This window comes from Nonomuraea sp. NPDC026600 (assembly GCF_040638335.1).
GTDB lineage: Bacteria > Actinomycetota > Actinomycetes > Streptosporangiales > Streptosporangiaceae > Nonomuraea.
Map to the genome: position 1 here is coordinate 167,703 of NZ_JBEZYD010000005.1, position 12,498 is coordinate 180,200.

Genomic DNA, 12,498 nt, shown 5'->3' on the forward strand with positions numbered 1-12,498 from the left:
TGCCCTGCTGATTGACTACCGTGTCAGCCACGATCCGTCACCTCCCGACACTCGATGTGCTCTTAAAAGTCCCCGTAACCTCCAGTCAACTGACGATGCGTGGCAAAACGGACTTTAGGTGCTTTTGTGACCGATTTATTAGGCGGGCGGAGCGCGGGACGGCGGCGATAGCCTTGTCAGGTGCGTATAGCGAGGTTCTCCACAGGCGAAGGCGTGTCGTTCGGCGTGGTCGAGGGTGGCCCAGGTGAGGAGTTCGTGTCCGCGATCTCCGGCCACCCGTTCGGGGACGTTCAGTTCACCGGCGAGCGCTACCCGCTGTCCCAAGTCCGGCTGCTGGCCCCGATGCTGCCCAGCAAAGTGGTGGCCATCGGCAGAAACTACGCCGAGCACGCCCGCGAGCTGGGCAACGAGGTCCCCGACGAGCCGCTCATCTTCATCAAGCCGTCCACCTCCGTGATCGGCCACAGCGAGCCGATCGCCTACCCGACGACGCTGTCTCACCGCGTCGACTACGAAGGCGAGCTGGCCGTGGTGATCGGCAGGCTCTGCCGCGAGGTGCCGGTCGAGCGGGCCAAGGACGTCATCTTCGGCTACACCTGCGCCAACGACGTCACCGCCCGCGACCTGCAGAAGAAGGACGTCCAGTTCACCAGGGCCAAGGGCTTCGACACCTTCTGCCCGCTCGGGCCGTGGATCCAGACCGACCTCGACCCCTCCGACCTGGCGCTCACGACGACGGTCAACGGAGAAGTGCGGCAGAGCGGCCGCACCAACCAGCTCATCCACGACATCCCCGCGCTGGTCGCCTACGTCAGCGCGGTCATGACGCTGATCCCCGGCGACGTGATCCTCACCGGCACTCCGGCGGGCGTCGGCCCGGTCGAGGTCGGTGACGAGGTCAGCGTCGGCATCGAAGGCATCGGCACTCTGACGAACAAGGTGGTCTCCCGTGACTGATCTACGGGTGCGTTTCGCCCCGTCGCCTACCGGCATGTTCCACGTCGGCGGCGCCCGCACGGCGCTGTTCAACTGGGCGCTGGCCGAACAGTCCGGCGGCCGCTTCGTGCTACGCGTCGAGGACACCGACGCGACGCGCAACCGCCCCGAGTGGACCGAGGGCATCATCTCGGCGCTCGACTGGATCGGCATCAACGGCACCAACCCGGTGTTCGAGGGCCCCTACTTCCAGTCGGCCTACGAGCCGCAGCACCGCGAGGCCGTGGCCAAGCTGCTCGCCGACGGCAAGGCGTACTTCTGCGACTGCACCCGCGAGACGCTCGTCGCCCGCACCGGCTCCGAGCACAAGGGTTATGACGGTTTCTGCCGTGACCGGGGTCTGACCGAGGGCGCCGTCCGCTTCCGTACCTCCGACGAGGGTGTCACCGTCGTCGAGGACGTCATCAGGGGCCGGGTGGAGTTCCCCAACGACGCCCAGGAGGACTTCGTCATCGCCCGCACCGACGGCTCGCCGCTGTACGTGCTGGCCAACGCGGTCGACGACATCACCCAGCGCATCACCCACGTGGTACGCGGTGAGGAGCACCTGGGCAACGCGGCCAAGCAGCAGCTCCTGTGGCCCGCGCTCGGCGCCAACCCGCCGGTCTGGGCGCACCTGCCGGTGATCGTCAACGAGCAGCGCAAGAAGCTGTCCAAGCGCCGCGACAAGGTGGCGCTGGAGGACTACCGCGACGACGGCTACCTGGCCGAGGCCATGGTCAACTACCTCATGCTGCTCGGCTGGGGTCCCGGCGACGACCGCGAGATCATGCCGTGGGCGGAGATGGTGCCGCTGTTCAAGCTGGCGGACGTCAACTCCGCCAGCGCCTTCTTCGACGAGAAGAAGCTGCGGGCCTTCAACGGCGAGTACATCCGCGCCCTGCCCGTCGAGACGTTCGAGGAGCGCTGCTCGCCGTACCTCGAGGACGACTGGGACCGGGAGATGTTCAGCAAGGTCACAGGGCTGGCGCAGACCCGCATCGCCGTGCTGTCCGAGATCAGGCAGAACGTCGACTTCCTCTTCCTGGACGAGCCCGTGTTCGACGAGGCCTCCTGGGACAAGGGGATGAAGAACTCCCCGGTGGAGATCCTCAGCGGTTACCTGGAGCGCCTGGAGACCGTCAACTGGGATCCCGAGTCCCTCAAGGAGGCGCTGGAGCAGGTCGGCACCTCCCACAGCCTCAAGCTCGGCAAGGCCCAGGCGCCCGTGCGCGTCGCCGTCACGGGCCGGACGGTGGGTCTGCCGCTGTTCGAGTCGATCGAGGTGCTGGGCCGCGAGCGTACCGAGGAGCGAATCCGCGCCGCACTGACCCGACTCCAGGGCTGACCGCCTGGGCTCCAGAGGTGACGACCGAGGCTTTCGGGCCGGCCGCCGGAGCTCCAGAGGCGACCGCTGAGGCATCAGAAGCGACCGCCGGGGCTCCGGGACCGGCTGTCGCTCCGGCGCCGATCGCGAGGCCGAGGCTGATGGCCGCTCCGGCGGCCATCGACAGCCACACGCCCGTGACGCCGAGCCACGCGCTCAGCGCGTAGGCCAGGGGCAGTTGTACGGCGAATCCGGCCAGCGTGGCCGCCAGCAGGCGGCTGCCCCGGCCGGTCGCCTGGAGCACCCCGCCCACGGCGATCAGCCCGCCGAAGGGCACCAGGTAGAGCGGCATCCACCGCAGGAAGCTCACAGCGGGGCCGACGTCGGCGGCGAACAACCCGGCGACGGGCACGGCCACCACATTGAGCACGACCGCCACCACCGCTCCCGCGCCCAGGCCCATCCAGAGTGGCGAGCCGGTGGCCTCGAACCTGGCCACACCGATCATCGCCGCCTGGCGCAGGGCGTAGAAGACCATCACCCCGGCGAGCATGACCTTCTGCCCGCCGCCGTAACCCGCCAGCTCCGCCGTGCCGAACCCGGCCACGATCCCCACCAGCGCCATACCCACAAGAGCACGAGCCAGGAAATCTCCGGACATGGGAAGCCCGGTCCGCAAGACCTCCCCAGCGAGCAGGCCATCGCCTTCCCTGGCGAGTAGACCACCGCCTCCCGCCGCGAGTGGGTCGCCACCCTCTCCGCCGAGCCGGCCATCGCCTGAGTCGCGCGGTGTCAGTCGTACCAAGGTGCGGAGAGAGATCGCCAGTGTGACGGTCCGCGCGATCACCGTGGCCAGCGCGGCACCCTGGACGCCCAGGTCGAGGCCGTAGATGAACAGCGGGTCCAAGGTGACCACCAGCGCACTGCAGACGAGCGCGTTGCGCATGGGAACCCGTGTGTTGCCCAGGCCCTTGACGATGCCGTCCGCGATCGTCTGGGCGAAGTACACCGGCAGGCCGCCGAGCGAGACCAGCAGGAAACCGGCCGTCAGCTCGTAGTCTCCGGCGAAGAGCGCGGCCAGTGGCTCGCGGAGCAGCACTCCGGGCACCGCGATCGCGATCGCGAACACAGCCCACAGCAGCCAGCCGGTCCTGATCACGGGGGAGAGTGGCGCGCGGCCGTCGCGGCGGCCGATCAGCACGGTGACACCTGTCGGGACGGCCAGGAACAGGCCGTAGGCCAGGTATTCGACGGTGGTCGACACGGTGACCGCCGCGATGGCCGGCTCGCCCAGGCCGGCGACCCAGAGCAGGTCGATCACCCCGACCGCGACCACAGCGGTGAGCAGCTCGATGTAGACGGGGAGAGCGCGCCTGATCATCTTTTATGCCTCGCTTCGTTATACATCGAATAGAGGTATAGCGTTACGATGCATCCCATGGCAAGTGGCGGTGACCTGAGTCTCACCATCTTGGGGTTTCTGCACGAGCGGCCGATGCACGGCTACGAGCTCAAAGCGCGTCTCGCCGCGCTGAGCGGGCACCTGCGGCCGGTGAGTGACGGCGCCCTCTACCCGGCCATCGCCAGGCTGGAGGGCAAGGGGCTGGTCGAGCGGCACGAGGAGGCGGGGGCGGCGGCGGCACGCCGGCAGGTGCTGACGATCACTTCGGCGGGGCGTGAGGAGTTGCTGCGGCGGTTGTGTGAGCCGGCCGATCTGGAGATCAGCGACCAGGCGAGGTTCTTCGCGCTGCTGACGTTCCTGTCGGCGCTACCCGACCCCGCCGACCAGGCCGTCGTGCTGCGTCGCCGGCTGGCCTTCCTGGAGGCGCCGGCGAGCTTCTTCTACGAGGGCGGGCGGCCGGTGCGGGCGCGCGACGAGCCCGACCCCTACCGGCGCGGCATGCTGGTGATCGCCCGCGCCGCGAGCCGTGCCGAGCAGGACTGGCTCAGGCAGCGCCTCGACGAACTGCCGGCCCCCAGGGACACGACACCGCCACGCCCCTGAGCGGCGCCCTGCCGCGACTGACCCGCACGCCTCTTGAACCCCGCACGCCCCTTGAACTCGCACACCCCTTGAACCCGCACACCCCCTGACCCGCACGCCCCTGCCCGGCGCCCCTGAGTCGCGCGCCAGGCGAAGAGCGCCGGCCAAGGGGCGCCGGCCAAGGGCAGTGGGTGTCAGAGCAGGCCGCGGCGCTCCAGGAGCGGCCGGATGCTCGGCTCGCGACCGCGGAAGTTGCGGAACGCGGTCAGCGCGTCGAGGCTCCCGCCCTTGGACAGCAGCTCGCGGCGGAAGTGGTCGCCGTTCGCCCGCTCCAGCCCGCCGTTCTCCTTGAACCACTCGACGCTCTCGGCGTCGAGCACCTCGCTCCAGATGTAGGAGTAGTAGCCGGCGCTGTAGCCCCCGGCGAAGATGTGCGCGAAGTAGTTGGTCCGGTAGCGCGGCCGGACCGTCGGGAGGGCGATCCCGGCCGTCTCCAGGGCCGCGGACTCGAACACCTCGGCGTCGGCCACCGCCTCACCCGCGGCCAGCTTGTGCCAGGTCCAGTCGAGGAGTGTCGCGGCCAGGTATTCGACGGTCATGAAGCCCTGGTTGAACTTCTCCGCGGCCTTCATCTTCTCCACCAGCTCGGCGGGCATCGGCTCGCCCGTCTCGTGGTGCTTGGCGTAGTTGGCCAGGATCTCCGGCCAGGTCGCCCACATCTCGTTGACCTGGGACGGGTACTCGACGAAGTCACGCGGCACGCTGGTGCCCGACACACGGGGGAAGCGCACCTCGGAGAACAACCCGTGCAGCGCGTGCCCGAACTCGTGGAAGGCCGTGTTGACCTCGTCGTACGTCAGCAGCGTCGGCCCGGCGGCCGGCTTGGTGATGTTGAGGTTGTTCATCACGACCGGCTTCTCGCCGAACAGGCCCGACTGGTCGACCAGGTTGTTCATCCACGCGCCGCCACGCTTGTTGGAGCGGGCGTACGGGTCGAGCAGGAACAGGCCGAGCGGGCCGCCGTCCTCGTTGAACACCTCGTAGACGCGTACGTCCTCGTGGTAGCCCTTCAGATCGAGCCGCTCGGTGAACGTGACGCCGTAGAGCCGGGTCGCCGCGTGGAGCACGCCGTCCCGGTAGACGCGCCACAGCTCGAAGTAGGGCCGCATCGCCCCGGCGTCGAAGTCGTAGCGGGCCTGGCGCACCTTCTCCGAGTAGTAGGACCAGTCCCACGGCTCGATCGCGAACCCGGCCTGCTCGGCGAGCGCCTCCGCCTCCTTCTTGGCATTGCGTACGGCCGGCCCGACGAGCTGCCCCAGCATGGCCTCGACCGCCTCCACGGTCTTGGCCGTCTGGTCGGCGACCGTGTAGGCGGCGTGGCTGGGGAAGCCCAGCAGCGCGGCCCGCTCGGCCCGCAGCGTCGCCGTCCTGATCGCCAGCTCGAAGTTGCGCGGCGCCCGCTCCACGCTCAGCGTGTAGAGCCTGCGGCGCACGTCACGGTCGGTGAGCTGGGCCAGCCCCGGCTGGTTGGTGTAGTTGAGCAGCGGAAGGACGTAGCGCCCGTCCTTCCGCAACGACTGGATCGTGGCCTCGTCGAAGCCGTCGAGGTCCTTGGCGTCGTCGACGACCAGCGCGGACTCGCTCAGCGCCCTCAGCAGGTTCTGGGCGAACTCGGTGGACAGCCGGGACAGGTCCTCGTTGAGCCGCCTGAGCTCGCTCTGCTCGGCCTCCGACAGGTCGGCGCCGGCCCTGATGAAGTCCTCGCGGTATTTCTCCAGCAGCCACGACTCCTCGGGGTCGTCGGTGGCCACCCGCTTGATGCGGGCCCAGAGCGCGCGGTTGAGCCGGATGGCGTCACTGTGCTTGGCCAGCGCGGGCGAGATCTGCTTCTCCAGCTCCAGGACGCCCTCGGTGGAGTTGGAGGAGACGATGCTGAAGAAGGCCGTGGACACGCGCTCCAGGATGCGCCCGGAACGCTCCAGTGCGGCGATCGTGTTGTCGAAGGTGGGCGGCTCGCTACTGTCCGCGATCGCCTCCACCTCGGCCAGCCCCTCCGCCATCCCGCGCTCGAACGCCGGGAGGTAGTGCTCCTCGCGGATCTCCTCGAAGGGCGGCAGTTGGTACGGCAGGTTGCTGGGGGCGAAGAAGGGGTTCTCTGGCAACGCTTGGGCTCCTCCACGTGGCGCTTTGTCCCCCTCAGCTTGGCACGGCCGGGCCTCTCCTGCCCCCCGGAGGAAGGCGGTTCGGCAATCGTTTTGGTCTTGCACCCCAAGCTGGGCTATTCTTTCGGACGTCGCCTTAACGCGCCCCACGGGGTTCGGGCCGGTGGGGTATGGTGTAATTGGCAGCACGACTGATTCTGGTTCAGTTAGTCTAGGTTCGAGTCCTGGTACCCCAGCGTTCAACGGATGTCTCGCAGAGACATCCGTTTTTTGCTTATGGATGAGTTCCGGATCCGGCGAGGGTTGTTCCCCGCCTTCGTGGCCCCGCTCCTGATGCCCCTCGTGCTCTTCTTCCCGGTATGCCTGCTGCTCGGCGCCATCCTGACGGGCAGCTCGGTCGCCGGAGTGCTGATCGGCCTCCTCGGTGTCGGCGCGCTCGTCGGCGTGCTGGCGGTCAAGCACCACCGGATGGTGGCGGGCACCGTCGTGCGTTTCTCCCCGCAGGGCGTGGAGCTGGAGGACACCTACGGCTTCCGCCTCCGGCTGGAATGGGCGCGGATGGACCGCATTGACGTCGTGGAGAGCCGCATGGCCAGTCCCCGCACGATCGGGCGCCTCGGCGGCGTCCGGGTGCGTGCCGGCGCTCTGCGGTCCGCCGGGCTGATCGGCTGGGGCACCCGAGAGGTGCCTCCGCGTGTGCCCCGCTGGATGCGGGCGCAGCTCGCCGGGGTGCCCGTCGATCCGCGGACCGGCCTCCAGCGGCTCGGCATCCCGCTCGGCGCCATCGACCCGCTCTGGGAGCGTGGCCCGATGGGCGACTGGGTCCGCCGCCAAAGGCCCGATCTGCTGGCCTGATAGTGGTTTGGAGGTGCTCCGAGGGTGCGGTAGAGTTACCTGCGTTGCCGGGGGAACCTGGCACCATCGCTTGTGGACAGGGTCCCGTCGTCTAGTGGCCCAGGACGCCGCCCTCTCAAGGCGGTAGCGCCGGTTCGAATCCGGTCGGGACTACCACTGTCACAAGCTCACGAAGGTCCCGTCGTCTAGTGGCCCAGGACGCCGCCCTCTCAAGGCGGTAGCGCCGGTTCGAATCCGGTCGGGACTACATTTGTTCACCGCTCTCGGTCGCGCATCGCGCCGAGGGCTTTTTTTGTTGGCCCGGCTCGGGGGACAGAACTCCGTCGAACACGCGGATGGCGCCGCTCCAGTAGCTGGAGCGGCGCCATCCGGATGGCTGCCTAGGAGTTGGAGCGGGCCTTGAACAGCGCCCGCCGCGCCGCCTTGGCGACCTGCTTGTCGGGGTGGACCTGCGAGATCAGGTCGAGCAGCTCTTCGACGTGCGCGTGCGGGATCTTCCAGATCACTTCGAGCAGGTTGTTGAGCAGCTCGGGCCCGATGTCCCGCAGGCTGCCGATGAACTCCGACCGGCCCAGCCCGGCCGAGATCGTCCACATGTCGAGGATCAGCCAGTGGGTGTCGTCCTGCGTCGGCTCCGGCGCGTCCTCCACCTCGAGCTGGCTCAGGTGCGTGGCCGCGTACGGGCGTAGCGACGACTGCTTCAGCGCTTCCTGCCAGGCCGGGATGGCCGCCTCGCCGAGTGTGCCGACCACGCTGGCCGCCTGCACCCGGATGAGCGCGTCGGACTCGTCCTGGGCGGCGGCCTCCAGCAGCTCCTCGGCCGCCTTGCCCGGCTCGCGCAGCCGCATCCAGTCGGCGAACTCGGCGTCGGCCTCCTCCTCCGGCAGCTCGGCGCTGAGCGCGAGCAGCTCGTGGGCGCTCATCGAGTCGATGGCCGGGCGCGCGTCGACCTCGATGTCGGAGTCGTCGACCAGGTGGACGATGCCCTCGGTGCCGAGCGGCGTGAGGCTGGCCGTCCGGCCGTCGACCTCCACCATGCCGTAGCCGGCCAGCCAGGCGATCGCCCCGGCGAGCGGGTCGCCCGCCGCCTCCCAGGCGTCGGAGCCCAGCTCGTCGAGCTCGGCGGCGGCCTCGGACAGCTCCTGGCCGAGCTCGTCGAGGTCGCGGGAACCGCCCCCGAGGAGCAGCCTGACCAGCACGCCCCGCGTGAGGCCCGCCAGGGCCATGGTGAGGTCCTCGTCGGGCAGCTCGGGGTCGCCGTAGTCGACGGAGTGCAGACCGAGCATCCAGGCGTCGAGCACGTCCTCGTCGTCGTCGAACGGCCACTCGGACGTGTCGTCCTGGACGCCCACGGTGTTGGCGTCACCCGGCTCCAGGAACTCCAGGTCGACGGCGAGGTTCCAGACGTTCCACAGTTGCGGGACGTCCTCGGCGAGCGAGCCGTCGGTCTCCGGCCTGGGCAGCCCGACGGCCGCCAGCGCCTCGGCCACCTCGTCGTCGGAGAGCAGGGTGTCTTCCCCCACCCGGCGTCCCGAACCCACCCACAGCGCCAGGTCGCGGGCCTGGGCGACCAGCGGCACGGCGCGTGCGGCCGTGGCCAGTTCGGAGTCGGGGCGCAGCCTGATCGTGTCGAGGTCGGCCAGAGCGTCGGCGAACGGCTCGAAGTCGCCCAGGTCGCCGATCTCCTCCTCCTCGTCGTCGTCACCTTCGGCGTCGTCGTCCAGGAGGTCCTCCATCAGCTCGACGAAGTCGTCCTCGACGTCGTCGAGCTCGGCCTGCAGGTCGGAGAGGGAGTCCGAACCCTCGGTGAGCCGTCCGGTCTGGGAGAGGAACGTCAGGTACGCGTCGACGGCGGGGAGCATCCCGTCGGCGGCGGCGTCGGGGTCCTCCACGACCTTGGGCATGCGGTCGAGCAGCAGGTTGCGCAGGTCGGCACGCTTCCACGTGCCGAGATCCTGGGAGAAGGCGAGGCGGTGCCAAAGCGCCGCTGGCCCCACGAGCTCGGGGTCGCTCTCGGGCGCGTTGGCTTGCGCCCAGATGATGAACTCTTCGAGCAGGGGTCGCAGCTCAGTGGCGGCTACCTCGATGCGATCTGTCACGCACTCAGGCTAGTGCGCCCGCGAGGCACTCGGCTCCCCAAATAAGCGCTTTTGCTGATCATGACGTGCGGCGCATGGCCTCAGTGATGCGCTCAGCCGCTGCCATCACGGGCACGGCGTGCAGCCGGCCTGGGGCTCTCGTCAGCCGTTCGATGGGTCCCGAAACCGAGACCGCCGCGATGACCTTGCCGCCGCTGCCCCTTATCGGCGCGGAAACGCTGGCCACTCCTTGCTCGCGCTCGCCGACGCTGTGCGCCCAGCCCCTGCGCCGCACCGACGCCAGCGTGGCCGCGGTGAACTTGGCCCCGCGCAGCCCCCGGTGCAGGCGGTCGGGCTCCTCCCACGCCAGCAGGATCTGGGCGGCGGAACCCGCCGTCATCGGCAACGCCGAGCCCACGGGCACGGTGTCGCGCAACCCGCTGGACCGTTCGGCCGCGGCCACGCAGACCCGCTCGTCACCCTGACGCCGGTAGAGCTGCGCGCTCTCGCCGGTCAGGTCGCGCAGTTGCATTAACACGGGCGCGGCCACCGCGAGCAACCGGTCCTCGCCCGCCGCGGTGGACAACTCCGAAAGCCGCGGGCCGAGCACGAACCTGCCCTGCGTGTCACGGGTCACGATGCGGTGATGCTCGAGTGCGACGGCGAGCCGGTGGGCCGTGGGTCTGGCCAGGCCGGTGGCCTGGACCAGCTGAGCCAGCGAAGCGGGACCCGCTTCGAGGGCATTGAGTACCAGAACGGCCTTGTCCAGTACGCCGACTCCGCTAGAGTTGTCCATACACCGATACTGCCGTCTCGACATATGAGAAGGCAAGTCGGAGGACTCTCCCGCGAGGGAGCGCGATGGTGAGCATCGCATCAACCAGGAGGAGATCATGGCCCGCACATTGGCGGAGAAGGTCTGGGAGCAGCATGTCGTGCGCCGCGCCGACGGCGAACCCGACCTCCTCTACATCGACCTGCACCTCATTCACGAGGTGACCAGCCCGCAGGCGTTCGACGGTCTCCGTCTCGCCGGCCGGCCCGTGCGCAGGCCTGAGCTCACCATCGCCACCGAAGACCACAACGTGCCGACCGTGCTCGGCCCGATCTCCGACCCGGTGTCCAAGACCCAGGTCGAGACGCTGCGCAAGAACGCCGCCGAGTTCGGCATCCGGCTCTACCCCATGGGCGACGCTGGCCAGGGCGTGGTCCACATCATCGGCCCGCAGTTCGGCCTGACCCAGCCGGGCATGACGATCGTCTGCGGTGACTCCCACACCTCCACGCACGGCGCGTTCGGCGGCATCGCGTTCGGCATCGGCACCTCCGAGGTCGAGCACGTGCTGGCCACCCAGACGCTGCCGGCCTACCGGCCGAAGACGATGGCCATCGAGGTCACGGGCGAGCTGCCCGTCGGCGTCACGGCCAAGGACCTGATCCTGGCCATCATCGCCAAGATCGGCACCGGCGGCGGCCAGGGTTACATCGTCGAATACCGCGGCGAGGCCATCCGCGAGCTCTCCATGGAGGGCCGCATGACGGTCTGCAACATGTCGATCGAGGCCGGCGCCCGCGCGGGCCTGATCGCGCCCGACGAGACCACGTTCGCCTACCTCAAGGGCCGCCGGCACGCGCCGACCGGCGAGGCGTGGGACCAGGCCGTCGAATACTGGAAGTCGCTGCGCACCGACGACGACGCCGTGTTCGACCAGGTGGTCGAGATCGACGCCACGACGCTCACGCCGTATGTCACCTGGGGCACGAACCCGGGCCAGGGCCTGCCGCTGAACGCGTCCGTGCCCGATCCCCAGGACTTCGCCGACCCGACCGCGCGGTCGTCGGCCGAGCGGGCACTGGAATACATGGGCCTCACGGCGGGCACGCCGCTGCGCGAGATCGAGGTCGACACGGTCTTCGTCGGCTCGTGCACCAACGGCCGCATCGAGGACCTGCGCGCTGCCGCCGAGATCCTGCGCGGCCGCCAGGTCACCACCCGCACGCTGATCGTGCCCGGTTCGATGATGGTCAAGGCCCAGGCCGAGCAGGAGGGCCTGCACGAGGTGTTCAAGGCCGCCGGCGCCGAGTGGCGCGAGGCGGGCTGCTCGATGTGCCTCGGCATGAACCCCGACACGCTCCAGCCGGGCGAGCGCAGCGCCTCCACCTCCAACCGCAACTTCGAGGGCCGTCAGGGCAAGGGTGGCCGCACCCATCTGGTGTCGCCGCAGGTCGCCGCCGCGACCGCCGTCACCGGCCATCTGACCGCCCCCGCCGACCTCGTTTAGGAGAGCCTTCCGATGGACGCCTTCACCACCCACACCGGTACGGCGGTGCCGCTGCGCCGCAGCAACGTCGACACCGACCAGATCATCCCGGCCGTCTGGCTCAAGCAGGTCAGCAGGACCGGGTTCGAGAGGGGCCTGTTCGCCGCCTGGCGCGAGGACCCGACGTTCGTGCTCAACGACCCGTCCTATACCGGCGGCTCGATCCTCGTCTCGGGTCCCGACTTCGGCACCGGCTCCTCGCGCGAGCACGCCGTGTGGGCGCTGCAGCAGTACGGCTTCCGCGCCGTGATCGCCGCCAGGTTCGGCGACATCTTCCGCAACAACTCCACCAAGATGGGCCTGCTCCCCGTCATCCTGCCGGGTGACAAGGTCGAGGCGCTGCAGGCGGCCGTCGAGGCGGAGCCGGGGCTGGAGGTGACCGTCGACCTCGCGGATCGCCAGGTCCGCTGGGCCGACGAGGCCGTCGGTTTCGAGATCGACGACTACACCCGCTGGCGCCTCATGGAGGGCCTCGACGACATCGGACTGACCCTGCGTCATGCCGAGGATGTGGCGGCGTACGAGAATGGTCGGCAGCCATGGCTGCCGACGACCGTCTAGAAGACGACGCACTGGCGCGGCGGCTGCGCGAAGCGCACCGCCGCGTCCGCATGCTGCCCGCCGCCGAAAAGGAACGGCTGGCCCGCCGTTACGTCGCGATCTGCGATCTGGCCAAGCGGGATCCGGAAAGGGCGGCGGCCCGCCTCGAGGCGTTTCTCGCCGCGCTCGACAGCGATTTCGACACGCCACGCGCACCCGAAAACACGCTCGGTGATTGAGTTCGCTCGCGATCCCG

The 12,498-nt window shown here is 69.4% G+C and carries 11 protein-coding genes and 3 tRNA genes; 10 read left to right on the top strand and 4 right to left on the bottom strand.

Translation table 11 applies throughout. From position 1 onward, the window contains the following. Positions 1 to 180: 180 nt before the first annotated feature. Both AB0F17_RS13780 and gltX read left to right on the top strand, forming a co-directional pair. Positions 181 to 957 carry a fumarylacetoacetate hydrolase family protein gene (locus AB0F17_RS13780; protein ID WP_358021341.1) on the top strand — a complete coding sequence of 259 codons (777 nt, stop codon included), beginning with the start codon at positions 181 to 183 and terminating at the stop codon, positions 955 to 957. Continuing rightward, complete coding sequence (gene gltX, locus AB0F17_RS13785) at positions 950 to 2,323, top strand: glutamate--tRNA ligase (protein ID WP_358021344.1); 1,374 nt, start codon at positions 950 to 952, stop codon at positions 2,321 to 2,323. Before AB0F17_RS13780 ends, gltX begins: the two co-directional genes overlap by 8 nt. Here the strand turns inward: gltX and AB0F17_RS13790 are convergent. Next, positions 2,217 to 3,683, bottom strand: coding sequence for an MATE family efflux transporter (locus AB0F17_RS13790; protein ID WP_358021347.1), 1,467 nt, complete (start codon positions 3,681 to 3,683; stop codon positions 2,217 to 2,219). The two genes, gltX and AB0F17_RS13790, sit on opposite strands and share 107 nt — an antisense overlap. Positions 3,684 to 3,740: 57 nt before the next feature. Here AB0F17_RS13790 and AB0F17_RS13795 point away from each other — a divergent pair, with 57 nt between their 5' ends. Further along, on the top strand, positions 3,741 to 4,307 hold the full coding sequence (locus AB0F17_RS13795; protein WP_358021350.1) for a PadR family transcriptional regulator: 567 nt from the start codon (positions 3,741 to 3,743) through the stop codon (positions 4,305 to 4,307). 173 nt (positions 4,308 to 4,480) lie between these two features. Here the strand turns inward: AB0F17_RS13795 and AB0F17_RS13800 are convergent, their stop codons facing one another. Then, positions 4,481 to 6,448, bottom strand: a complete 1,968-nt coding sequence (locus tag AB0F17_RS13800; protein WP_358021352.1) for a M3 family metallopeptidase — start codon at positions 6,446 to 6,448, stop codon at positions 4,481 to 4,483. A 164-nt stretch (positions 6,449 to 6,612) separates the two neighbouring features. Here AB0F17_RS13800 and AB0F17_RS13805 point away from each other — a divergent pair. From AB0F17_RS13805 to AB0F17_RS13820, 4 genes are all read left to right on the top strand, one after another. After that, positions 6,613 to 6,684, top strand: a tRNA-Gln gene (locus AB0F17_RS13805). Positions 6,685 to 6,724: 40 nt separating this feature from the next. Then, positions 6,725 to 7,303, top strand: coding sequence for a hypothetical protein (locus tag AB0F17_RS13810; protein WP_358021355.1), 579 nt, complete (start codon positions 6,725 to 6,727; stop codon positions 7,301 to 7,303). An 80-nt stretch (positions 7,304 to 7,383) separates the two neighbouring features. After that, positions 7,384 to 7,459: transfer RNA gene (locus AB0F17_RS13815), tRNA-Glu, on the top strand. An 18-nt stretch (positions 7,460 to 7,477) separates the two neighbouring features. Further along, positions 7,478 to 7,550: transfer RNA gene (locus AB0F17_RS13820), tRNA-Glu, on the top strand. A gap of 133 nt (positions 7,551 to 7,683) precedes the next feature. Here the strand turns inward: AB0F17_RS13820 and AB0F17_RS13825 are convergent. Together AB0F17_RS13825 and AB0F17_RS13830 are read right to left on the bottom strand one after the other, a co-directional pair. Then, the gene (locus tag AB0F17_RS13825) at positions 7,684 to 9,402 is read right to left on the bottom strand and encodes a hypothetical protein (RefSeq protein ID WP_358021358.1); all 1,719 of its coding nucleotides are present in this window, start codon (positions 9,400 to 9,402) and stop codon (positions 7,684 to 7,686) included. A 58-nt stretch (positions 9,403 to 9,460) separates the two neighbouring features. Further along, positions 9,461 to 10,177 carry an IclR family transcriptional regulator gene (locus AB0F17_RS13830; protein WP_225291990.1) on the bottom strand — a complete coding sequence of 239 codons (717 nt, stop codon included), beginning with the start codon at positions 10,175 to 10,177 and terminating at the stop codon, positions 9,461 to 9,463. Between the two features lie 97 nt (positions 10,178 to 10,274). Between AB0F17_RS13830 and leuC the strand changes: the two genes are divergently transcribed. From leuC to AB0F17_RS13845, 3 genes are read left to right on the top strand one after another with little or no spacing between them, the layout of a single operon-like run. Continuing rightward, the gene (gene leuC / locus AB0F17_RS13835; protein ID WP_358021361.1) at positions 10,275 to 11,663 is read left to right on the top strand and encodes a 3-isopropylmalate dehydratase large subunit; all 1,389 of its coding nucleotides are present in this window, start codon (positions 10,275 to 10,277) and stop codon (positions 11,661 to 11,663) included. A gap of 12 nt (positions 11,664 to 11,675) precedes the next feature. Further along, positions 11,676 to 12,263, top strand: coding sequence for a 3-isopropylmalate dehydratase small subunit (gene leuD / locus AB0F17_RS13840; protein ID WP_358021364.1), 588 nt, complete (start codon positions 11,676 to 11,678; stop codon positions 12,261 to 12,263). Further along, the gene (locus AB0F17_RS13845; RefSeq protein ID WP_214636942.1) at positions 12,242 to 12,481 is read left to right on the top strand and encodes a hypothetical protein; all 240 of its coding nucleotides are present in this window, start codon (positions 12,242 to 12,244) and stop codon (positions 12,479 to 12,481) included. Before leuD ends, AB0F17_RS13845 begins: the two co-directional genes overlap by 22 nt. The last annotated feature ends 17 nt before the right edge of the window (positions 12,482 to 12,498 follow it).